The 22690-nt window shown below is 52.3% G+C and carries 16 protein-coding genes and 1 pseudogene; 10 read left to right on the top strand and 7 right to left on the bottom strand.

Annotation, left to right across the window (positions count from 1 at the left end):
* Positions 1–35: 35 nt before the first annotated feature.
* From FJM74_RS09775 to FJM74_RS09785, 3 genes are all read right to left on the bottom strand, one after another.
* Entirely contained in the window at positions 36–866 is an 831-nt protein-coding gene (locus FJM74_RS09775; RefSeq protein ID WP_187262422.1) for a Cof-type HAD-IIB family hydrolase, read from the bottom strand.
* Between the two features lie 284 nt (positions 867–1150).
* Positions 1151–1558, bottom strand: coding sequence for a VOC family protein (locus FJM74_RS09780; RefSeq protein ID WP_187262423.1), 408 nt, complete (start codon positions 1556–1558; stop codon positions 1151–1153).
* Between the two features lie 399 nt (positions 1559–1957).
* Entirely contained in the window at positions 1958–3055 is a 1098-nt protein-coding gene (locus FJM74_RS09785; RefSeq protein ID WP_187262424.1) for a T9SS type A sorting domain-containing protein, read from the bottom strand.
* 288 nt (positions 3056–3343) lie between these two features.
* Between FJM74_RS09785 and FJM74_RS09790 the strand changes: the two genes are divergently transcribed.
* On the top strand, positions 3344–4537 hold the full coding sequence (locus FJM74_RS09790) for a hypothetical protein (protein WP_241739047.1): 1194 nt from the start codon (positions 3344–3346) through the stop codon (positions 4535–4537).
* Between the two features lie 62 nt (positions 4538–4599).
* Here FJM74_RS09790 and FJM74_RS09795 read toward each other — a convergent pair.
* Both FJM74_RS09795 and FJM74_RS09800 read right to left on the bottom strand, forming a co-directional pair.
* A pseudogene (locus FJM74_RS09795) lies at positions 4600–4797 on the bottom strand (DUF4197 family protein); the annotation flags it as partial.
* Between the two features lie 171 nt (positions 4798–4968).
* Positions 4969–5838 (bottom strand): AraC family transcriptional regulator, encoded by an 870-nt coding sequence (locus FJM74_RS09800; RefSeq protein WP_187262425.1) that lies wholly within the window; start codon positions 5836–5838, stop codon positions 4969–4971.
* Positions 5839–6272: 434 nt separating this feature from the next.
* Between FJM74_RS09800 and FJM74_RS09805 the strand changes: the two genes are divergently transcribed.
* Both FJM74_RS09805 and FJM74_RS09810 read left to right on the top strand, forming a co-directional pair.
* A complete protein-coding gene (locus FJM74_RS09805; protein WP_187262426.1) occupies positions 6273–7037 on the top strand; it encodes a rhamnogalacturonan acetylesterase in 765 nt (254 codons plus the stop codon).
* Positions 7037–8029 (top strand): pectinesterase family protein, encoded by a 993-nt coding sequence (locus tag FJM74_RS09810; protein ID WP_187262427.1) that lies wholly within the window; start codon positions 7037–7039, stop codon positions 8027–8029. Before FJM74_RS09805 ends, FJM74_RS09810 begins: the two co-directional genes overlap by 1 nt.
* Positions 8030–8115: 86 nt before the next feature.
* On the opposite strand, the gene FJM74_RS09815 is transcribed toward FJM74_RS09810, so the two are convergent.
* Together FJM74_RS09815 and topA are read right to left on the bottom strand one after the other, a co-directional pair.
* Positions 8116–8814 carry an SIR2 family NAD-dependent protein deacylase gene (locus FJM74_RS09815; protein ID WP_187262428.1) on the bottom strand — a complete coding sequence of 233 codons (699 nt, stop codon included), beginning with the start codon at positions 8812–8814 and terminating at the stop codon, positions 8116–8118.
* A 572-nt stretch (positions 8815–9386) separates the two neighbouring features.
* Positions 9387–11834 (bottom strand): type I DNA topoisomerase, encoded by a 2448-nt coding sequence (gene topA / locus FJM74_RS09820; RefSeq protein WP_187262429.1) that lies wholly within the window; start codon positions 11832–11834, stop codon positions 9387–9389.
* A 154-nt stretch (positions 11835–11988) separates the two neighbouring features.
* Between topA and FJM74_RS09825 the strand changes: the two genes are divergently transcribed.
* The 7 genes from FJM74_RS09825 to FJM74_RS09855 all read left to right on the top strand — a co-directional run bounded on the left by FJM74_RS09825 (position 11989) and on the right by FJM74_RS09855 (position 22689).
* The gene (locus FJM74_RS09825; RefSeq protein ID WP_187262430.1) at positions 11989–12483 is read left to right on the top strand and encodes a SixA phosphatase family protein; all 495 of its coding nucleotides are present in this window, start codon (positions 11989–11991) and stop codon (positions 12481–12483) included.
* Between the two features lie 120 nt (positions 12484–12603).
* The gene (locus FJM74_RS09830; protein WP_187262431.1) at positions 12604–13350 is read left to right on the top strand and encodes a ParA family protein; all 747 of its coding nucleotides are present in this window, start codon (positions 12604–12606) and stop codon (positions 13348–13350) included.
* 138 nt (positions 13351–13488) lie between these two features.
* Positions 13489–18885: a HAMP domain-containing protein gene (locus FJM74_RS09835; RefSeq protein WP_187262432.1), complete on the top strand. Its 5397-nt coding sequence runs from the start codon at positions 13489–13491 to the stop codon at positions 18883–18885.
* A gap of 20 nt (positions 18886–18905) precedes the next feature.
* Entirely contained in the window at positions 18906–19487 is a 582-nt protein-coding gene (locus FJM74_RS09840) for a chemotaxis protein CheW (protein WP_187262433.1), read from the top strand.
* A gap of 27 nt (positions 19488–19514) precedes the next feature.
* Complete coding sequence (locus FJM74_RS09845; protein WP_187262434.1) at positions 19515–19889, top strand: response regulator; 375 nt, start codon at positions 19515–19517, stop codon at positions 19887–19889.
* Between the two features lie 59 nt (positions 19890–19948).
* Positions 19949–21058 (top strand): chemotaxis protein CheB, encoded by a 1110-nt coding sequence (locus FJM74_RS09850; RefSeq protein WP_187262435.1) that lies wholly within the window; start codon positions 19949–19951, stop codon positions 21056–21058.
* A complete protein-coding gene (locus FJM74_RS09855) occupies positions 21055–22689 on the top strand; it encodes a chemotaxis protein CheA (RefSeq protein WP_187262436.1) in 1635 nt (544 codons plus the stop codon). Before FJM74_RS09850 ends, FJM74_RS09855 begins: the two co-directional genes overlap by 4 nt.
* Position 22690: the final 1 nt, after the last annotated feature.

Genomic DNA, 22690 nt, shown 5'->3' on the forward strand with positions numbered 1-22690 from the left:
ATCTAAATTCCTAACAGGCTCTTATTGCCTCTACTTTACTTTGAAAGAAAATATTTTTCGACGGCTACGGCTACACCATCCTCTTTGCTGTCGAGGGTAATTTCGTCGGCTACAGCCTTTACTTCGTCCCGGGCGTTACCTACGGCTATGCCCATTCCTACGGCTTGCAGCATTTCGATGTCGTTGTAATTGTCGCCAAAAGCTACCACTTCTTCCATGGGTATGTCGAAGCGGTCTTTCAGGATCATTTTGAGGGCGGTGGCTTTGGAGATGGAGCGGGGCGCAATTTCGAGGTACGTTTCTTTAGACCGGTAAATATGCAGCTGCTCACCGTATGTCCGCTCCAGGGCTTCCTGCATGACGCTGATCTCTTCTTCGGGACCCATGCACATGACTTTGTGGGCGCCGGTGTTGGTTTCCTGCCAGCCTCCAAGCAAGGCATCGAGTTCAGTAATGGTCGGCGATACTTTGGTAATCCTTTCTTCCCGCTCTGTCCATTGGTCCTGCTGCGGGGCATACCACAGGTCCTCCACATACAGGCTTACATGGATGTCGGTGCTGCGGGCTCTCAGCAGAATATCGGTGCAGATAGAGACAGGTATTTCTACGGTATCTACTACGATGGGCGCCGTGGCATTTCCTTCGTAAATAAGCACATAGCCGCCATTGAAACAGATCATGGGGTGGTCCAGGATGCCGAGTTCCTGCTGCAGGTGCCGGAGGGCGCTGGGCATGCGCGAGGAGGCCAGAATAACCGGAATGTCTTTGTCGAGTTTTTGGAAAGTGGCAATGGTTCTGGGCGAGAGCTCCCTACGGCTGTCAAGCAGGGTACCATCTATATCGGTACAGATCGCACGGTATTTCATGGGTTAGTAGCGGTTTGGTTAGCCGGCGTCGCGCTGTCTGCTGCAGCACAACCGGTCCCGCAATTTACGAAGGATTTTTGGGAGCGGCCCCTAATCCCGAATTTAGATGTCAGAAATTAGGCTCTCGGTTTTTTCGGCAGTAGCAGTCAGGAGTTCTGGAGCTCCGGAGGGGCAATTTGATTGGATTAATTCAGCCAAAAAATAGTCTTATAAGCAAAACCACCATCCTATAAACCAGAAAAGGCTTAGCGGATGGTAGAAATTTAGAGCAAGTTACTGTTGTTTTATCCTTGCGGAATGGCGCTTTCATCCATGTACATCACTTCCCATTGGTGGCCGTCGGGGTCGGCAAAGCTATGCTGGTACATCCAGCCATGGTCCTGCGGGTCCATATACACCGAGCCGCCTGCAGCTACGGCCTTGCTCACCATTTCGTCTACTTTCTCACGGCTTTCCACATCGATGGCAATCAGGACTTCGGTGCTCTTAGAGGCATCTGCAATTTCTTTTTTAGTAAAACCTTTAAAGAAGGGCTCGGTCAGGAGCATCGAAAAAAGATTCTCTCCGATAACGAGGCAGGCCGCTTTCTCGTCGGTAAACTGCTCGTTAAACCCGAACCCAAGCTTGGTGAAGAATTCTTTAGATCTGTTGAGGTCTTTTACCGGTAGGTTGATAAATATTTTTGTGGCCATAATTATTTTCTGTTTGTTTTGCCTTACAAACATACTTATAGTCAGGCAAATAACTCAAGTGAAATTACGACAAATAGAGGGGGTATTGCGGCGGCAATAGCAGCAGAAAAGCCTCTTGAGGTCATTTTTCATTAGAATAATTTGAGTGAATACCATATTTTGGGGTATTGCTATAGCAATGCAGTTATATAGAAGGTTCCAACTGTCTTTGCTGCTGCTTTTTCCGGTGCCCTCTTGCTGTTTTGTTGCATGGTAGAGGCTCCGAGCGCTTAAGGCACCGATGGCCAGCGACTGGGATTTGTGAGATAGCAGCAGCAGCAGGCATTCCGGAGGGGCAGTTTTATTAGAAAAATTGGTAGTGGTTAAAAATGTATGATGGATATAAAAAGGCAAAAGCGGCTATTCGATCAGCACCTTCTCTGTTTTTACCAGTTCTCCGTTCTCCTGGATTACCCTTACCAGGTATATTCCCCGCCGAAGGTGCGCCAGGTTAATCCGGGAGTGGCTGGTTGATATATGTTTTCTTCCGGCAGCATCAAAAATCTCTGTCAGCACCTTTTTATCGTGCTGCACCTGCAGCCACTCCCTGGCGGGGTTAGGGTACAGCAGGAGTGGGGGCTCTGGTATGGCCGCGTCGGACCTGGTGGTGGTGCCGAAGGAGAGATGGTACAGGGTAGCCACAGAGCCCAAATTTCCTTCGGAAGAGATAAAATAGCCATTGTCGTTGCTGGGGCAGATTCCTTCTATCTGTGAGCTCAGCCCCAGGACAAGTTCAAACCTTTCGGTTGTACCCTGCATGACATTATTCCCGGAAAACCCACTTATCCGGAAGGCAAAGGCCTGTAAGGGAGTGTAGCCGATCAGCATAATTTCCTCTTTGGCGGCGTTGTAGGTGCCACCGGTCACGAGCCCCTGCGTATCGAATTCGCCTATTTTTTTACCCTGGTAAGAGCCCGGCGTTTTGGGCAGCGAATACAAGGCACTCCGCCCGTTCTCCCAGTTCTTCGTAAAAATGTACAGGCTGTCGTTAAGTACCATAAGGGCCTCCGCATCAAAATGGGTGATCGTGCTGGGGCTAAAGTCTGTCTGGTCGGGGTAGCTGTATGCAATAACTTCAGCCGTCACGGTGTTGCTGCTGCCGGCATAGGCGCTCTTCCGGATGCGGTAAATCTTAAGATCTGTGCGGCTGCCGGTGTTGTTGCCAATGTCGCCGATGTAAATGTACTGCTGGTCCTGCGCAATGTCTTCCCAATCCTGGTTCTCAGCGTTTGTAACCGCAACGGTGCGGGTCACGGCCCCTGTCTGCGGGTCTATTTCAAAAAGGCTGGCCTCTCCGTCCGAATCGTGGTGGGTAATAAGGGTGCCGTTCAGGTTCAGCAGCCCGGAGTTCTCTTTGAGTTCTTCAGCCAGCTCAGTCAGCTTATCCATGACCAGCTGCTGGGCCTGCGCCAGTGGCAGAAGCAGTAGCAGGCAAAGCAAGAGTAGGGTTATTTTCATCAGGAATTCTTTATATTCCGGCCGGGCAAAGAAGCAGACCTGCCATAAACTCGCTTGGGTTTACGTTCCGGTAACTGAAAGAGATATGCACCCTTGCCGCCGGACGCATTACAACGGCCAGTGCGCTGCCGCAACAGGTGCTGATTGCCAACCTGCCTCTCCTCATTAAAATTGACTAAAGCTGAAAATATACCGAACCGAATACCAGGCGCAAATGTTTAGGGGAGGTGAGGCGTATTGTCAGCAGCCTTTCTCCAGGGGAGAAATTCGTCTAAATATCAGGTTAGCATGCATATTTTGTCAGGTAAAGTAAGGGCCGGCCTTCGGGTGGAGCTGGTGCGGGTAGGGCTGCGAAGATCTTTCAGGAGCCTGGGGGTGCTGGTGCTGGTGCTGGTGCTCGCGCTGATGAGTTCATCTGGCCAGCGATCGGCTAAGCCGGCCCTGCACAAGGTGGCAGAGCCGCTGGTGCTGCGGGCAGAGCGCCTGCCGTTTACGCCGCAGGAGTTTTATATTGCCGATGTCATTGATGAGCGCAAAGACCGGAAAGCGGTGGCTTACCTGTTTCCTGCTGTAGCTGTGTTGCCTGCCGGAGCCACGGTGCAGCCAGTGAACCTGCAGGGAGGGGAGCTGCCTGCCATCAAAGAGTTTGTGAAGCTGAGCCTGCCCCAAAACAGGAAGCTGCGCCCCGTGGTTATCAGGCTGCAGGAGTGTATGGTGCGCGAAACGCCTGGTGAGAAAGGCAGCATCAACGGCAGGGTAGTGGTGCGCCTGGCCTTCGACCTGCAGCGGGAGAGTGGCCGGGTGCGGCTGGTAGAGTACAGCGGCGGCGCGCGTTATGTCAGGTCTGCCAGCCAGCGCGGCATGGTGGAGCCAACGCTGCGGCAGTCGCTGGCCGGTGGGCTGCAGTACCTGAACACCTGGATGAACAACGAAGCCGGGCGTAGCGAGAAGCTGGCCACAGGCATTCAGGTAAACTTTCTGGAGCAGCCTCAGATAGTGATAGACGACACGGTGCATTACCACGTAAACCGGCCCCTCACCTGGAACGACTTTACCGGCCAACCCCGCAAAGCCAGCCACTACGCCGCCTCCGTGTTTCCGGGTTTCAGCTACCAGGGCAACACCAGCGTGGTTAACGGCATCATTCACCTGGATGTGACACTGAACGTATTTATGGTGCAGAGCTCTTCGTGGGTAAAGCCGATGGCCCGCGATGACTACTCCCTGAACCATGAGCAGCGGCACTTCGATATTGCCAAACTGGTGGCCGAGCGCTTCAAGAAAAGAATAGCCCCCCAAAACCTGACCGTAGAAAATTACAACAGCGAAATACAGTACCAGTACCTGGAGGCCTACCGCGAAATGAACCGGATGCAGGAGCTCTACGACGGCGAAACACGCCACAGCCTCGACTCGCTGGAGCAGCAGCGCTGGAACAAAAAAATAGACAGTGAGCTGCGGGCACTGGGGGTGAAAAAATAGCGATCGCTACTCTGCAGCCGCCGTTCTAAAGTCCGGTCCGCTTCGGAGGTGGTTTGCCGGTCTTACTTCCGGGCGCCAAAACCTTTCGGAAGCATCCCGGTGTTATTTGCGCCTGGGCACTGGCGGATGTTCTTCTCTTCCTCTGCCACCATCACAAACAAACCGTCAGTGCCTTTGCCGATTGCGAAATCATCCAGGGTCGGGTTTGCCTTCTGCACCAGGCACGGCTTATTGTAGCCGGTAATCAGGTTGGTGTTGTACTGGGTGGCGTTATATTTTTATATCTTTTTGATTTACTTCTGCACCCAAGCCAGCAGGTAACATTCTCAAACCTCCAATTCCTCAGATCTCCACACCAATAGGTACATTCTCCAAATTATTTGAATGAAAAAGCCCCTCCAGAGGCAGTTCGCTGCTGATACGGCAGCTGCTCAGCAATTCAGATATTCTTTCTGATAAGCCTGTGGCGTTTTGCCGGTTATCTGCTTAAAGTTTTTATGGAAGCAGGTAAAATTGTTGAAGCCGCTTTCAAAGCAAAGCTGCTTTACGCTGAGCCTGTTTTCTATCAGCAGCTTGCAGGCGTAGCCGATCCTGATCTCTGTCAGAAACTGGGAGTAGGTTTTGCCGGTTCGGGATTTAAAGTACCGGCAGAAGGAGTTTGGCACCAGCCCGGCCACCTCCGCCACCGTCTCCAGCTGAATTTTGTTTTTGAAATTGGATAGGGTGAACTCATAAAGCGCATTGATCCGGTCGGCTTCAGAATCGGAGAGGTCGGGCTTAAAACCGATAGAGGAGAGCGTGCTGGCATGCGGCGAGTCGGCAATGGCCAGCAGGCACTCCATCAGGCCGATGACCCTGTAAGCGCCGTCTGCCTCACGCATGCGGTCAAAATAAGAGTTGATGTTGGTATTGGCCGTGGCCGGAATAAAGATGCCTCTTCTGGCTCTGTCGAGCACAGTCCTGATCTGGTTGTTTTCGGGCAGGCTCAGAAATTTTTCGCCCCAGAAAGAATCGGTGAAATGAATGGTGGTGGTATAGGCAGAGGTGCTTTCGCCGCCGTGGTTATAGGCATCATCAAACCGCCAGTAATGCGGGAGGTTGGCGCCTACCAGTACCATGTCGCCGGGGTTAAAGCGCATCACGCTGTCTCCCACAAACTGCGTGCCGCTGCCTTTATGGAATAGGATGAGTTCAAGCTCCGTATGGTAATGCCACCTGTTGTTGATATTGGCCAGCATGTCCTGCCTGATGCTGAAAGAGTGGGTAGCTCCTGTTGTAACTTTAAGTAACTGGGGCTTCATTAAATGCAATATTTCTAATTAACTCCCAAAATAAGAAATTTAATTATCAAAATGAATCTATAGTTGCGGGAATATATACATTTTGTTATTATTATAAATCTATAGCTTTATCTTTGAGAAAGACTAATGCTTCTGCACGTTGATTCTTAGAAAGGTGTAAGGCCTGTGAAGCTGCCGGAAAGCATATCTGGCATAATCTCTAATTTTGAATTTTTAATTTGGCGGAGCACACGTAAGTTTACAACTTGGAGGTTTAAAAGACACACGTTTATCACGAGTCCCTTAATTACCGATTATTCTAATGAAAAAGTCCCCCAGGAGAGCCTTTCTGCTGCCGTTGTTGCTCCAGATGAACCGGGTTGGTTTGCATCCCGGTTTCGCTGCGCTGTTACCTGGTCTGTCATTCAAATAAAGAACTCCAAAACCCACCTACCATGAAAAGATTATTTGCCGCCTCCTTTGTTTTACTCAGCCTGCTGCTGATGTCTTTCCTGCCCAGGGAGAAAAATGCTATAAAAGTATACCTGATCGGCGACTCTACCATCTCTATTAAAGCCACCAACAAATACCCGGAAACAGGCTGGGGAATGCCTTTTGTGTACTTTTTTGATGAAACCGTGACCGTTGACAACCGGGCCATGAACGGCCGCAGCACCCGCACGTTTATTGAAGAGAACCGGTGGCTGCCTGTAGCCGACAGCCTGCAGCCGGGCGATTATGTATTCATCCAGTTCGGGCACAACGATGAGGTGCCGACCAAAAGGAGCTATACCACCCAGGAGGCCTTCCGCGCCAACCTGCTCAGGTTCATAAAAGAAACCAGGAACAAGAAAGGAAACCCGGTGTTGCTCACCCCGGTGGCCCGCCGCAAGTTCGATGCGAACGGAAAAATAGAAGGCACCCACGACACGTATGCTGAAATAGTACGCCGCGTGGCCAAAGAAACCAAAACCCCTCTGATCGACCTCGACCGCAAGAGCCAGGAACTGTACCAGCAGTTTGGGGAAGAAGCCTCCAGGCTCCTTTTTCTGCAACTGCAGCCAGGAGAGCACCCCAACTACCCCGAAGGCAAAGACGACAACACGCACTTTAGCGAGCTCGGTGCCCGGAAAGTGGCCCAGCTGGTGCTGGCCGACATCAGAAATCTGAAACTGGAACTGGCCGACCGAATAGTAAACCCGAATGCAAAGAATAACTAATGAGAAAACTGACAGCCTTATTTTTATTGTTGCTGGCCCTGGCGCCTGCCCTGGCACAGCCGCAAACCTACCCGTCGTCCTTTACGGTGGCCCAGGACGGAAGCGGCGATTTTAGAACCATTCAGGAAGCGGTGAATGCCGTGCGTGACCTGTCGCAGCAGCAGGTAACCATCCATATAAAAAATGGGGTGTATGCCGAAAAACTGGTAATACCCACCTGGAAAACAAAAGTGTATCTGCTCGGCGAAAGCGCTGAAGGCACCATTATCACCAACAGCGACCACACCGGCAAAGACTTTCCGGGCAAAGACCCGTCTGGCAAGGACAAGTTCGGCACCTTTACCTCCTACACTGTGCTGGTGCAGGGCAACGATTTTAAAGCCGAGAACCTGACGATACAAAACGCGGCAGGCCGAGTGGGGCAGGGGGTGGCCCTGCACGTGGAGGGCGACAGAGCCGTGCTCAAAAACTGCCGCCTGCTCGGCAACCAGGATACCATTTATGCCGCCACCGAAAACAGCCGCCAATATTACCAGGACTGCTTTATAGAAGGCACCACCGATTTTATCTTTGGGGAGGCTACGGCCGTTTTCCAGAACTGCACGATCAAGAGCCTTTCTAACTCCTACATTACAGCCGCCTCCACCACTCCCCGCCAGGAGTATGGCTTTGTTTTTATAGACTGTAAACTAATTGCGGCCCCGGAAGCCACCAAAGTCTTTCTGGGCAGACCCTGGCGGCCCAATGCCAAAACCGTGTTCATCAACACCGACATGGGCAGCCACATCAGGCCGGAAGGCTGGGACAACTGGCGCAACCCCGAAAATGAGAAGACAGCCTTTTACGCCGAATACAACAGCAAAGGCCCCGGTGGTGACACTTCAGGCAGAGTAGGTTGGGGCAGGCAACTGAAAGCCAAAGAAGCGAAGCAGTATACGCTGCAAAACATCTTTGCCGGCAAGTCTGGCTGGGTGCCTGTTTCAGCACCTTGATTGGAAGGAAGGATTATCCTGATTTACTTGATCCCTGTACGATTTAAAGTAAATCAGGATAATCCTTCTAATCAAGGTGCTGACTATTACCCCACATACTGCTCCTTCAGCAGCTTCGCCACCTTTTCCATGCCGGTGCTGGCTTTCTCTTCGTAGAGGTGCAGGTTGGGGCGCTTCCGGACGTTTGGCAGTTTTGGATCTATTACAAAAACCGGGATTTCATCTCCCACCAGATCTACCAATCCTGCCGCCGGGTAAACGAGCAGCGAGGTGCCCACCACCAGAAAGATGTCGGCCTTAAAGGTTTCTTCCATGGCTTTCTCCATCATGGGTACGGGTTCCCCGAACCACACAATGTTGGGGCGCAGCTGAGAACCTCGCTCGCACTTGTCGCCAAGGTTCAGCTGCCAGCCTTCCATTTGGTAAACTAATCGTTCGTCGAGGGTGCTGCGGCTTTCGAACAGTTTGCCGTGCAGGTGTACCACGTTGGTGGAGCCGGCACGTTCGTGCAGGTCGTCTACGTTTTGGGTGATGATACACACCTCGAAATCCTTTTCCAGGTCTGCCAGCGCCAGATGCCCGGCATTGGGTTTGGCGGAATGGGCATTTTTGCGGCGCTCGTTATAGAAGTTCAGCACCAGCCCCGGGTTTTTGCGCCAGCCTTGCGGCGAGGCGACATCCATCACATCGTGCCCTTCCCACAGGCCATCCGCGTCTCTGAAGGTGGCAATGCCGCTCTCTGCGCTGATGCCTGCTCCGGTTAAAACCACTAATCTCTTTTTCATGTTGTAAAATTAACAGGTGCTGCCAAAAGATACGGCAAAACGGGGAGTATTGCTCCAGAAGAAGACGGATTTCTGCTGATGCACCTTCCTGACACGGATGCAGCCTATGCTCTATTGCTCCTTTTTGTTAAGCAAATTATTCTAATGAAAACGCCCCTCCCGACGTTTCTGCTGCTGATCCCAAATGAGAACTTCTGCGCCAGTGTGCAGCAGCAGCAGCAGTAGTGAAACCTCCGGAGGGGCATTTTGATTCAAATAATCTGGTGTGGCCGAAACCTCGCAGGAACTGCGCACGCTGCGAGATCTTTGCACTCAAAGCTGGTCATTTAATATGTGCAAGACGGTTGTGCCTGGGTAGCTTGTTCCAGAATTACGGGTTTGAATTGGAGGGAGTAATATCAATTTAAAGGTAAAAGGTCGGTGAGGTACAGCATCAGCAGTAGAAATCCGTCACGAGGGCCATTTTCATTCAAAGAATCTTACAAGTTCACGGCCAAAGTTCTGTCTGCTACACCTGAGAACAACAAAAAAGCCACCGGGGCAGGTGGCTTTTTTGTTGGAGCGATTCTTTACTATTTCTTCTTCGGGGCAGCTTTCGTGGTTTTAGCAGGTGCCTTTTTAGCGGCCGGTTTCTTGGCGGTTGTCTTCTTATCTGCTGTTTTCTTCTCGGCGGCCGGGGCAGCTTTTTTGGCGAAGCGGCCTTTTTTCTCTGGCGTGGCCTCCGCTAAATCCAGGCACTCCTGCAGTGTCAGTTCCGATGGCTCTTTGCCTTTCGGGATTTTTACGTTTTTTTTGCCGGCCACAATGTAAGGGCCGAAGCGTCCGTTCAGCACCTGCACATCGGGGTTCTCCGGGAATTCCTTTATCAGCTTCTCCGCATCTGCCTTGCGTTTGGCCTCAATCAGGGCAACGGCTTCATCAGCCGTAACTGTGAGCGGATCTATGGCTTTGGGCAGCGAATAGAACTTGCTGTTGTGCCGGATGTAGGGGCCGAACCGCCCGATGGCAGCGGTCATGTCCTTGTCTTCGAAGGTGCCCACTATGCGCGGTAACTTAAAGAGCTCCAGGGCATCTTCCAGCGTAAGGCTTTCGATAAACTGGCCTTTGCGCAGACTGGCATACACCGGTTTGGCACCTGTTTCCGGGTCTTCCTCGCCTAACTGCACGTAAGGCCCGAAGCGGCCAAGTTTGGCAAGCACGGTTTTCCCGGTAGTTGGGTCTGTGCCAAGTTCTCGTGCACCCGACACATCGGCCCTGGAAATATTCTCGCTCGACTCGATGCGCTTGTGGAATTTCTGATAGAAATTGTCCAGCATGCTCTCCCATTCCTTATGCCCCTGCGCAATTTCATCGAACTCAGCCTCTACATTGGCCGTGAAAGAATAGTCGATTACGGTAGGGAAATGCTCAATCAGGAAGTCATTCACCACCATGGCGGTGTCGGTAGGGAAGAGCTTGTTTTTTTCGGCGCCGGTAATCTCAGTCTTGGTCTGCGATGTAATATTGTCGTTTTGCAATGTGAGCACCCTGAATTTACGCTCCTTCCCTTCGCGGCTGTCTTTCTCCACATAGCCGCGCTTCTGCACCGTAGAGATGGTTGGCGCGTAAGTAGACGGCCGTCCGATGCCCATTTCTTCGAGTTTCTTCACCAGGCTGGCTTCCGTGTAGCGCGGTGCCGGGCGGGAATAGCGCTCCAGGGCCTGCATCTGGCGCAACTGCAGCTGCTGCCCTATGCTGAGCGGCGGCAACATGCCTTTTACGTCGTCATCGGCTGCTTCGGCATCCTCATCGTCTTTCGACTCTATGTATACTTTCAGGAATCCTTCGAATTTAATAACCTCACCGGTAGCCACCAGGCGGCTGCTGTCGCTGGGGCCTTGTGTAAAGCCAATGGCAATGGAGGCGGTGGTTTTTTCGATCTCAGCGTCGGCCATTTGCGAGGCAATGGCCCGTTTCCAGATCAGCTCATACAGGCGCTGCTCGTTGCGGTCGGTGCTGCCAACCAGTGCCGAAAAGTCGGTAGGGCGGATGGCTTCGTGCGCCTCCTGTGCTCCCTGGGTCTTGGTCTTAAATTTTCGTGTTTTTACAAATCGCTCGCCAAACGAGTTTTTAATAGCGTTCGCGGCTCCTTGTATGGCTTCGTCCGACAGGTTCAGGGAGTCGGTACGCATATAGGATATTTTACCGGCTTCGTAGAGGCGCTGGGCCACCGTCATGGTCTGGGCCACCGAAAAGTATAGCTTGCGGCTGGCTTCCTGCTGCAGGGTAGAGGTCGTAAAAGGAGGCGCCGGGCTGCGTTTGAGCGGCTTGGTCTCCAGGTTCTCGATGGTGTAGCTGGCGCCCAGGCAGCGCTGCAGAAAAGCCTGCGCTTCTTCTTCCGTTTTAAATTTGGCCGGAAGTTCGGCCTCCAGGGTCTTGCCCTGCACATCAAATTTGGCCGTAACCCTGAAAGCGGCTTCTGTCTTAAAGCGCTCAATCTCCCGTTCACGCTCCACCACCAGGCGCACCGCCACCGACTGCACCCGCCCGGCAGAAAGCCCGGTCTTGATTTTTTTCCAGAGCACCGGCGAGAGCTCAAAACCCACCAGCCTGTCGAGTATACGACGGGCCTGCTGTGCGTTTACCAGGTCCATGTCTATGCCGCGGGGAGAGCTGATGGCGTTCAGGATGGCATTTTTGGTGATCTCCCGGAAAACGATGCGGCGGGTCTTCTGGTGGTTCAGATCCAGCGCCTCTGTCAGGTGCCACGAGATGGCCTCTCCCTCGCGGTCGTCGTCCGATGCCAGCCAGACCATCTCGGCTTCTTTGGCTAATTTCCTGAGCTGGGCAATAACTTCTTTCTTGTCGCTTGAAACTACGTAGGTAGGCTTAAACCCGTTTTTGATATCAATGGCGTTGTTACCTTTTGGCAAGTCGCGCACATGTCCAAAACTCGATTTCACCACAAAATCTTTACCCAGATATCCTTCTATCGTTTTTGCCTTGGCAGGCGACTCTACTATAACTAAGTTTTTTATCATCCTTTATCTTACTGGCGGCTTCAGCCAGAATTTGCCTAAAGTTCAAATAATTTTTCTAACAAAAACAAATGCCCACGTATAACATTAGCCAAAAGGTGCAAATTTGTTGTTCTCTATCCAAACAAGCCTTAATATTAGCAACTATACCGACTATATGCAAAGACAAGTACTCATTTGCCGGCACGCTGAGGCCGTGGAACATTTCTCATTACGGCCGGATTTTGAAAGAGAGCTCACTAAAAGCGGGGTGCTGCAAGCGCACCAGACAGGCCACTGGATCAGAGACAACTTCAGTAAAGTGGACGTTATCGTTACCAGCCCTTCTAAGCGCACAAGTGCTACGGCGCTCATCCTGGCCGACAAGCTATACTACGACGACCAGCACATAATGTACGTGCCGGAGCTTTATAATGCCGGTGAACCAAAGTTGCTGGAGGCGCTCAGCAGTCTGCCCGAGAAAGCAAAAACTATCTTAATAATAGGGCATAACCCCGGCATTACGCAGCTCGCCCGCCACCTGCTCAACAAGCATATCGCTTACCTGGAGCCGGCCAATGTGCTGGCCATCAAGCTTGAGCTGGAAAAGTGGGAAGATATCCATGTTAATCAGGGAACACTGCTATTGCACAATATGCAGCACATTCTTTAGGTCCCTTTTAGTTCCATGGCCATCAACTCAAAAGAATAAAAACTTTCGGCTTCTGTATAAATTTAATAGATTTAGCATCTGAACAGGCAGTATCGCCTTCAGACTTCTACTACATATCTTATGAAGACAACGGTTGTGGCCGTCATAAACCAGAAGGGCGGCACTGGTAAAACTACTACCACTATTAACCTGGGGAGTGCACTCAGCAAGCTTGGCAAAAAAGTGCTGCTCATCGATCTGGACCCGCAAAGTAACCTATCCTACTCCCTGGCAGTCACAAATCCCGACGGAACCCTGGCCGACGTGCTGCTGGGAGGCAAAAACATCAACGATATACTAGTGGAAACCGGCGGCATGTGGGTGGCGCCCGGATCTAATGACCTGGTAGACGTAGAGATTTCCCTGGTGACACAGCCTGAACGCGAGAAGTTTCTGAAAAGGGTGCTGGCAGAGGTAAAGGGCTATGACTATATCCTGATAGATTGCCCGCCCTCCCTGTCGGTGCTAACACTCAACGCCCTGACAGCCGCACAGCAGGTGCTCATTCCGCTCCAGATGGAGGTGCTGACGCTACAGGGGCTGGACCAGATCCTGAACACGATCGAGAAAGTGAAAAAAGCTTTTAACCCGAAACTTAAAATAAAGGGAATCGTAGTGGTGATGTTTGATATCAGGCGCAAGCTGAGCCAGGAAGTGCTGGAATACCTGCAGGAAAACGTGAAAGAAAGAATTTTTGAAAGCCATATACGGCTAAACGTGAAGCTGGCAGAGGCGCCATCGTTTGGGAGAAGTGTGCTGGATTACGACGCTTCGTCTAACGGAGCGAAGGACTACAAGGCACTCGCAGCTGAAATAGTGGGAGCCTGAAACAAGGTAAATATTGCTGTTTCAGCATAAATTTAAAATAGTTAAATTGCATTGGTTTTGATATAGGGTAGGTTTGATGCCAGTGTGCACAGGTGCCTTTTCTTCTGATCAAATTGAATTTTCCAAATCACACTTAATATGGCCTTAGGTAAAAATCTGAAGTTGAGCAAGGATAAGCTCATTAGTGAAGTAGAAGCCAAAAAAGAGAATAAGCCTGTTCCCGACACAAAGGCCGACGCTAAGCCAGCAACTACTACCTTGGAAGATGGCCCGGCCCGCAAGGCTGGCGATCCTGCCACGGCAACTACCCCGCCTGCCCCTGGAAATGCAACGGCACAGTCTGCTGCTCCGGCCGGTGCCGCCACTTCTCCTGAAAAGGCTACGCTTAATGCGGAAAAGGCTTCCGGCAAACCTGCCATACCTGACGGAAAGAACGGAAAAGCAGAAGGGAAGAAGAATGGCTTAAAACATCAGGATAGCGAATATATTAACGAGCAGCTGTACAAAGTACTGTATGCGCTCGATGCCTTTAAAAAAGGAGATATCTCGGTGCGCCTCACCAAGCAGGACAACGACATATTTGCTGAGATAGCCGAAGCCTATAACTCCATGGTGGAGATGATCGGCGGGGTAGGGGGCGAAGTATCCAGAATATCGAAAGTGGCCGGAGTGGAGGGTAACCTCAAGGCCCGTGCATCTGCCGAGAGCGCCTCCGGTTTCTGGAAGGATATGATCAACAACATCAATGGCCTGGTTGACTCCATTGCCGTGCCGGTGCTGGAAGTAGGTAAGGTGCTGAAGAATATCTCGCGCGGTAACCTCGACGAAACGTTCCAGATCCCTGTTTCCGGCGACTTCAAGGTCATGGCCGAAACCATTAACCGCACCATTGACAACCTGAACCTGTTTGCCGGCGAGGTAACCCGTGTGGCCCTGGAAGTGGGAACAGAAGGTAAACTGGGCGGCCAGGCCTCTGTGCCAAACGTAGCCGGTATCTGGAAAGATCTCACCGACAACGTAAACATCATGGCCTCCAACCTCACAGCCCAGGTGCGCGACATTGCCAACGTGGCCATAGGTGTGGCCAAAGGTAACCTGACCCAAAAGGTATCGGTGGATGTGCGCGGGGAATTTGCCCAACTAAAGGACAACGTGAACCAGATGGTAGACTCGCTCAACATCTTCGCTGATGAGGTAACCCGTGTGGCGCGTGAGGTGGGCACCGAAGGAAGATTGGGCGGCCAGGCGAAAGTGCCGAACGTAGCCGGTGTATGGAAAGACCTGACCGACAACGTGAACACCATGGCCAGCAACCTGACCTCTCAGATGCGCGACATCGCCAACGTGGCCACCGCTGTTGCCAAAGGTGACCTGACGCAGAAAATTACAGTGAACGTGAAAGGTGAGATTGCCGAGCTGAAGGATATCCTGAACGCGATGGTGGACTCCCTGAATATATTTGCCGGGGAAGTAACCCGTGTGGCTCGCGAAGTAGGAACCGAGGGTAAGCTGGGCGGCCAGGCCAACGTGCCAAAAGTAGAGGGCACGTGGAAAGAACTGACCGACAATGTAAACCTGATGGCTGGTAACCTGACCTCGCAGGTGCGTGATATTGCTAATGTAGCTACGGCTGTAGCGAAAGGCGACCTGACGCAGAAGGTGTCGGTGGATGTGAAAGGAGAGCTGGGTGAGTTGAAAGATATCCTGAATGAAATGGTGGACAGGCTGAATGTGTTTGGCGCGGAAGTAACCCGTGTGGCACGTGAGGTGGGCACCGAAGGAATTCTGGGCGGCCAGGCCAACGTGCCGAATGTGGCCGGTATCTGGAAAGACCTCACCGACAATGTAAACTACATGGCCTCCAACCTGACGGCACAAATGCGTGATATCGCCAATGTGTCTACAGCGGTTGCCAAAGGCGATTTGAGCCAGAAGATCACAGTGAATGTAAAAGGCGAGCTGGCTGACCTGAAGGTGAACGTAAACCAGATGGTGGACTCGCTCAATATCTTCGCTGACGAGGTAACCCGTGTGGCACGTGAGGTGGGTACCGAGGGTAAGCTGGGAGGCCAGGCAACCGTGCCGAATGTGGGAGGAGTTTGGAAAGACCTGACCGACAATGTGAACTATATGGCGAGCAACCTCACCTCGCAGGTGCGCGACATTGCCAAGGTAGCCACAGCCATTGCCAAAGGCGACCTGACTCAAAACGTGTCGGTGGACGTGAAAGGCGAACTGGGCGAACTGAAAGAATATATTAACCAGCTGGTTGAATACCTGAATGTATTTGCTGGCGAGGTAACCCGTGTGGCCCTGGAAGTAGGTACAGACGGTAAACTCGGCGGCCAGGCCATTGTGCCGAACGTGGCCGGTGTCTGGAAAGACCTCACCGAGAACGTGAACACCATGGCCTCCAACCTCACCACGCAAGTGCGGGGCATTGCCAAGGTGGCCATCGGCGTAGCCAAGGGCGACCTGACGCAGAAGATCACGGTGGAGGCCCGCGGCGAGATCGCCGAGCTCAAGGAGAACATCAACTTCATGGTGGACTCGCTCAACATCTTCGGCGACGAGGTGACTCGTGTGGCGCGTGAAGTAGGAACCGAGGGTAAGCTGGGTGGCCAGGCCAACGTGCCCAACGTGGGCGGCACCTGGAAGGACCTCACCGACAACGTGAACTCGATGGCCAGCAACCTTACCTCTCAGGTGCGGGACATTGCCAAGGTAGCCACTGCGGTAGCGAAAGGTGATTTGACCCAGAAGGTGTCGGTGGAGGCCAGAGGAGAGATCCTGGACCTGAAGGAGAACCTCAACCAGATGGTGGACTCACTCAATATCTTTGCTGACGAGGTAACCCGTGTGGCGCGTGAGGTGGGTACCGAGGGCAAGCTGGGCGGCCAGGCCATTGTGCCGAACGTGGCCGGAGTATGGAAAGACCTTACCGACAACGTAAACACCATGGGCTCCAACCTCACCACGCAGGTGCGGGGCATTGCCAAGGTGGCCATCGGCGTAGCCAAGGGCGACCTGACGCAGAAGATCACGGTGGAGGCCCGTGGCGAGATCGCCGAGCTCAAGGAGAACATCAACTTCATGGTGGACTCGCTTAACATCTTCGGTGATGAGGTGACTCGTGTGGCGCGTGAAGTAGGAACCGAGGGTAAGCTGGGCGGCCAGGCCAACGTTCCGAACGTGGGCGGCACCTGGAAGGACCTCACCGACAACGTGAACTCGATGGCCAGCAACCTTACCTCTCAGGTGCGGGACATTGCCAAGGTAGCCACTGCGGTAGCGAAAGGTGATTTGACCCAGAAGGTGTCGGTGGAGGCCAGAGGAGAGATCCTGGACCTGAAGGAGAACCTCAACCAGATGGTGGACTCACTCAACATCTTTGCTGACGAGGTAACCCGTGTGGCACGTGAGGTGGGCACCGAAGGTAAACTGGGTGGCCAGGCTAACGTGCCCAACGTGGGTGGTACCTGGAAAGAGCTGACCGACAATGTAAACTACATGGCCAGCAACCTGACCTCGCAGGTACGCGACATCGCCAAAGTTTCTACGGCCGTTGCCAAAGGCGATTTGAGCCAGAAAATTACAGTAGAGGCCAGAGGAGAGATCCTGGACCTGAAGGAGAATATCAACCAGATGGTGGACTCGCTCAATATTTTTGCTGACGAGGTAACCCGTGTAGCGCGTGAGGTGGGTACTGAGGGTAGACTAGGAGGCCAGGCCAATGTGCCCAAAGTACGGGGCACCTGGAAAGAACTGACCGACAACGTAAACACCATGGCCAGCAACCTGACCTCTCAGGTACGCGACATCGCCAAGGTAGCCACAGCAGTAGTAAAAGGCGACCTGACACAGAAGGTATCGGTAGATGTGAAAGGCGAACTGGGCGAACTGAAGGAAAACATAAATCAGCTGGTAGATTACCTGAACATATTTGCCGGTGAGGTAACCCGTGTGGCCCTGGAAGTAGGTACCGAAGGGAAACTGGGCGGCCAGGCCAATGTGCCGAACGTGGCCGGGGTTTGGAAAGACCTCACTGACAATGTGAACACCATGGCCTCTAACCTTACCACGCAGGTGCGCGGTATCGTGAAGGTAGTGACAGCAGTATCAAAAGGTGACCTGACGCAGAAACTGACTTTAGAAGCGCGCGGCGAAGTAGCTGAGCTGGCCGATACCATCAACACCATGGTGGTGGACCTGAACAGGCTGGCTGGTGAAGTGAGCCGTGTGGCCAGAGTAGCGGGTGTGGAAGGGAAACTGACCGAGCGCGCCACCCTGCAGGGTGTGGGCGGAAGCTGGAAAGAACTGGTAGACACCCTCAACGACCTGCTGGAGTCCATCGTGACACCAGTGCTGGAAGTGTCGCGGGTAGTTCGGGCCATCTCAGAAGGTGACCTGACCCAGAAAGTAGAGGCACAAACAGCCGGTGATATCCTGGATATGGCCAACGCCCTGAACCTGGCCGTTGACAACCTAAACGCCCTGCTTGGCGAAATAAACGATTCCTCGCTGGTAGTGGGTTCTTCGTCAGAAGAAATGGCTGGCAAAGGATTGGAAATGAACCGTGTAACGCTGGATGTGGCCTTAGCCATGCAGCAGATGGCAGAGGGTGCGCAGAACCAGGCCCTCAAAACAGACCAAGCCTTTAAGCTGATTGAGGAGATCATGAAAGGCACCAAAGAAACTGCCAACAGAGCCGAAGTAGTGAACAAGGCGGCCTTGCTTGGAGAAGAAACCTCACAGCTCGGACTCAAAACAGTGGCGGAAGTGGTGAAGAATATGGAGGAAATCTCCAGTTCTGCCGCGCTTACTGCCAAAACGATTGATGTTCTGAGCACACGTTCACAGGAAATATCCAAGTCGCTTGGGGTAATTACCGATATCGCTTCTCAAACAAACCTGCTCGCCCTGAACGCTGCCATTGAGGCGGCCCGTGCCGGCGAGGCAGGCAGAGGCTTTGCGGTAGTAGCCGAAGAGATCAGGAAGCTGGCAGAAGGCTCCCGCAAATCGGCCAGTGAAATTGCGACACTTGTGGACGATGTGAAAAAAGACACCGCCTCTGCCGCCACGGCTATCTCTACCATGGAGGGCCGGGTACTGAAAGGTAAAAATGCCACCTTTGAGGCGTCTGGGGCATTTAAGAACATTGCCGCTACCAGTGGTGAAACACTACGCTCCGCGCAGGATATCCTGACGGCGACAGAAGTGCAGAAATCCAGTATCGGCGATGTAGTGAAGTATGTGGAGGAAGTAGTGGCGATTGCCGAGCAAACAGCCTCCGGCACACAGCAGGTGGCCAGTACAGCCAAGCAGCTGTCGGGCTCCATGCAGGAACTTACCTCTTCGTCTCAGAACCTGAACGACATCGCGGCGGACCTGCAGATCAGTATCTCTGCGTTTAAGCTTATTGATGGAAACCTGGTTTTCAACAGCTCCCATAAAGGAGGCCGATTGGCAGCAATTCCTGCTCAACGGAAGCAGACAAAATCTGCGGGCAAAAAAGCAGGTTCATCTAAATCTTAAGATGGTTAAAACAGCAAAAAATGGCACAGGCGAAGAAGGGAGCAAACCCGCAGACGGAGGCAGAAGTGAATAATACCGAGCAGGCCTCTGCCCCGGCCGACAACCGGGAGAGCAGCCCGAAAAATACCAGACCTGAGGAAATGGTGCACCTGGTGGTGTTTAAGCTAGGTACCGAGAGCTACGGCATTAAAATAGAGCAGGTAAAAGAAGTAACGGTTACACCAACCATTACACGCATGCCGCGCACGCCCCACTTTATAAAAGGTGTGGCCAATATTCGGGGCGATATTATCGCGATCATGAACCTGGAGGAGCGCTTTGGCATACGTCCGGCACCTGTGCCGGAAAATGAGCCGGTACGTACTACCTACACTCTGGTAATCGAGGCAAAGGATTATAGCATTGGGGTGGTGGTGCAGGAGGTGCCGCAGTCGCTTAACATAGCCATGTCCAAAATAGACAAGGCACCATCGTTCCTTCAGGATGTCAGCATAAACGAAAATTATATCGAAGGGATTGCCAAAGTAAATAACCAGCTGATCGTGGTGCTGGATATGTTTAAGATCCTGACCCATGATGAGATAAAGCAGCTGGTGAGTTAAAACGAAAATACTATACTAACATAAAGTATGAAAAGAATTCTGATTGTAGATGATTCCTTCTATATGCGCACCATGTTGAAGAACATGTTGTCTGATGCCGGCTACGAAATAGTGGGGGAGGCCCCTAACGGGCAGACGGCCCTGGAACTGGCGAAGACAACGAACCCGGACCTGATTACGCTGGACGTGATCCTGCCGGACAATACCGGGCTGGATGTGCTGAAGGGAATAAAAAGCGAGCAACCCGACATGAAAGTGGTGATCGTGAGTGCCGTAGGGCAGGAAGTGATCGTGAATGAGGCGCTGGAATACGGTGCGCTGGCTTACATTGTAAAGCCTTTCTCAGAAGAGAAGGTGCTGGAAGTGGTGAGCCAGATACTTGGTGCACCATCTGAAGACTAAAAACTGAAGACAAAAAAGGAAACATTTTAATCAGGTTAGTTCTAAGCGCAGGAGGATGAATGAGGGTGGTGGAGCAGACGCTGAAAGTACTGGTAGCAGATAAATCGAGCTATGCCAGACTGGTGTTGGAAGACATAATACAGGAACAGGAAGATCTGGTACTGGTAGGGATGGCGGCTAACGGAGATGATTTGCTCAGGCAGATGAAAACAGCAAAGCCAGATGTGGTGCTGATTGATTTTCATCTGCCCAAGAACAACAGGTTCTTTACCTTAAAACGCATATACGGGGAGGTGGCAACACCCGTGCTGCTGCTCGTTGACAAGGAGCAACTGACACTGGAGCTGGTGAAACAGGCCACTGAACTGGGTGTATATGGCATCATCATCAGGCCGAAAGGCACCAAATACCCGAGCTACAGAAGCATTTCTGAGGAAGTGCTGCAAAAGATAAGGGCAGTTCGGGAGTCGGAGTACATGTACCCTACGGCACGCCTGCATATGCTGGAGCAGGAGCTGACATTAGACCTGCCAGCTCCGGTAAAGCTACCGGCCAGAGCCGGTGCCGTGGTGGTTATGGGAGCCTCTACGGGCGGCACGCAAGCCATAGAGACTATTATAAAGCAATTGTCGCCTGAGTTGAAGGCTTGTATTCTGATAGCAGTGCACCTGCCACAGCGGTTTACAAAGTCTTTCTCGAAGCGGCTGCAGCTCCTGACGCCACTAACGGTGGTGGAAGGGCGAAGCGGTCTTTTGCTGAAGCCCGGCAAAATTATCATCGCTCCGGGAGGCAGAAACATGGTAGTGGAGTCGGTGATGGGCAGCAGGAGCAACCTGAAGATCGGTTTTGCTGACGAAATAGCTTCATTGGACCAGCCTTCTGTAGACCTGCTCATGCAATCGGTGGCAGAGAGCACCGTAGCTAAGGTAGCCGGTGTTATCCTGACGGGTATGGGGAAAGACGGCACCGAGGGGGCATCTTTCCTGAAAAAGTACCAGGGCCTTATGGTTGCCCAGAATGATGCCTCATCAGCCATATTCGGAATGGCAAAATCGGCCATAGACAAAGGACTGATTGATGAAGTATTGCACTTAGAAGAAATTGCCGGATTTATAAACGCATTTGCGGAGAACAGGTACGAGGTCAGTGCAACTGACAGCATTACATGAAATCAAGAGAGCAGGAGTATAAAGAGATTTTTATAGCAGAAGCGCTGGAGTATTTTGATGCCTTGAACAGGCACATCAGTGATCTGGAAAGAAAGCCGCAGGACGATCATGTGCTGGCGGAGATTTTCCGGTTGCTGCATAATCTTAAAGCCAATGCCAAAGCTATCGGGTATCTGCAGATTTCGGAGGTGTCGCATAAACTGGAGACGGCCTTCAGCCTGATCCGGAACAAGGAGCTGAGCTTCAGCGATGAGGTGGTGACTGTGCTTTTTGACGGGATTGATATGCTGGGAGAGCTGATCAGCAACGTCGATAATCCTGGCATGGGCGAACCAGACCCTGTCCTGCTGCGCAACCTCGATATTATTGTAGATAACCTGTCGGACAGCACCATAGAGCTGGCGAAAGTGCAGAAGTATAACACTTCCAGAAAACTTTCGCTCTCGGACCTGATCTACATCCAGATAAAGAAGCTCGACCACCTGCTCAACCTGGTGGGGGAGCTGATGATAGACCGCGACCGGATCCTGTCTATCAGCAGAGAGCTGAATAATGACGAGCTCATGAGCGTGAGCTCGCACCTGTACCGGATTACAGAAGAGCTGCAGTACAGCGTGATGGATGCCCGGCTGGTAACCGTAGGGTCCCTGTTCAACAAGTTTCCGCGCATTGTACGCGATATTGCCGTTGCCGAGAAAAAGGAAGTGAACCTGGAGCTGATCGGGCAGGATATTCAGATAGACCGGAACATTCTGCAGATCATTACAGACTCGCTGCTGCACCTGGTTCGGAATGCCATTACGCATGGTATTGAAAAACCGGAAGAGCGACTGAAGGCAGGCAAGCCACGGGAAGGCCGCTTAGCCCTGACAGCACGCAACGACAGGGAAAACGTAGTTATTAAACTGATAGACGACGGGAAGGGCATAGACCTGAAGCAGGTGCGGAAGGCCGCCGTGGACCGCAGGATGGTTCCTGCCGATGTGGTAGAGAACCTGCCGCAGGCCGAGCTGCTGTCTTACTTGTTTGAGCCGGGCTTCTCGCTGGCCAAAGAGGTAACAGAGTTTTCGGGCAGAGGCGTAGGGCTCGACGTGGTGAAAAACGCGATCGACTCTATTGGTGGCCGGATTAATATTGAGTCAGAGAAAGGGAAAGGCACCACGTTTATTTTGCGGCTGCCTACCTCTATTGCGGTTAAAGGAGCCTTGTTGTTTGAGGTAGACGATATTTACTACGCCATCCCGCTTATTCACACAGAGTCCGTGGTGTCTATGGACGTGTCGGAGCTGCATGAGGTAGGGGAGGTGTTGCTGGCAGATGTAAAAGGGGAGACCATAGCGGTGGTTTACCTGAATGAGCTGCTCAACTCAGCCCCGGACACCATGCGCCTGGGCGATGTGACACGGCTGAAAGGGCAGGTGCAGAACATTATTATAGTGTCGTATAATAACAGAAAGCTCGGATTAATTGTAGATAAACTTTACAGACAACAGGACATTGTGGTAAAGTCACTGAAAAAGCCACTCGATAACATCGATATTTATGGCGGGGTGACCTTGCTCGGTACCGGCAAAGTGTGCCTGGTGCTGGATGTACCCGCCATAACGCGCTACTTTATTAATAGAAGATAGG

This window comes from Pontibacter beigongshangensis, assembly GCF_014332515.1.
Taxonomy (GTDB): domain Bacteria; phylum Bacteroidota; class Bacteroidia; order Cytophagales; family Hymenobacteraceae; genus Pontibacter; species Pontibacter beigongshangensis.

Bases quoted from the DNA above. Each gene is read 5' to 3' on its own strand.
- FJM74_RS09775 (WP_187262422.1), bottom strand. From the start codon at position 866: ATGAAATACCGTGCGATCTGTACCGATATAGATGGTACCCTGCTTGAC.
- FJM74_RS09780 (WP_187262423.1), bottom strand. From the start codon at position 1,558: ATGGCCACAAAAATATTTATCAACCTACCGGTAAAAGACCTCAACAGA.
- FJM74_RS09785 (WP_187262424.1), bottom strand. From the start codon at position 3,055: ATGAAAATAACCCTACTCTTGCTTTGCCTGCTACTGCTTCTGCCACTG.
- FJM74_RS09790 (WP_241739047.1), top strand. From the start codon at position 3,344: ATGCATATTTTGTCAGGTAAAGTAAGGGCCGGCCTTCGGGTGGAGCTG.
- FJM74_RS09800 (WP_187262425.1), bottom strand. From the start codon at position 5,838: ATGAAGCCCCAGTTACTTAAAGTTACAACAGGAGCTACCCACTCTTTC.
- FJM74_RS09805 (WP_187262426.1), top strand. From the start codon at position 6,273: ATGAAAAGATTATTTGCCGCCTCCTTTGTTTTACTCAGCCTGCTGCTG.
- FJM74_RS09810 (WP_187262427.1), top strand. From the start codon at position 7,037: ATGAGAAAACTGACAGCCTTATTTTTATTGTTGCTGGCCCTGGCGCCT.
- FJM74_RS09815 (WP_187262428.1), bottom strand. From the start codon at position 8,814: ATGAAAAAGAGATTAGTGGTTTTAACCGGAGCAGGCATCAGCGCAGAG.
- topA (WP_187262429.1), bottom strand. From the start codon at position 11,834: ATGATAAAAAACTTAGTTATAGTAGAGTCGCCTGCCAAGGCAAAAACG.
- FJM74_RS09825 (WP_187262430.1), top strand. From the start codon at position 11,989: ATGCAAAGACAAGTACTCATTTGCCGGCACGCTGAGGCCGTGGAACAT.
- FJM74_RS09830 (WP_187262431.1), top strand. From the start codon at position 12,604: ATGAAGACAACGGTTGTGGCCGTCATAAACCAGAAGGGCGGCACTGGT.
- FJM74_RS09835 (WP_187262432.1), top strand. From the start codon at position 13,489: ATGGCCTTAGGTAAAAATCTGAAGTTGAGCAAGGATAAGCTCATTAGT.
- FJM74_RS09840 (WP_187262433.1), top strand. From the start codon at position 18,906: ATGGCACAGGCGAAGAAGGGAGCAAACCCGCAGACGGAGGCAGAAGTG.
- FJM74_RS09845 (WP_187262434.1), top strand. From the start codon at position 19,515: ATGAAAAGAATTCTGATTGTAGATGATTCCTTCTATATGCGCACCATG.
- FJM74_RS09850 (WP_187262435.1), top strand. From the start codon at position 19,949: ATGAGGGTGGTGGAGCAGACGCTGAAAGTACTGGTAGCAGATAAATCG.
- FJM74_RS09855 (WP_187262436.1), top strand. From the start codon at position 21,055: ATGAAATCAAGAGAGCAGGAGTATAAAGAGATTTTTATAGCAGAAGCG.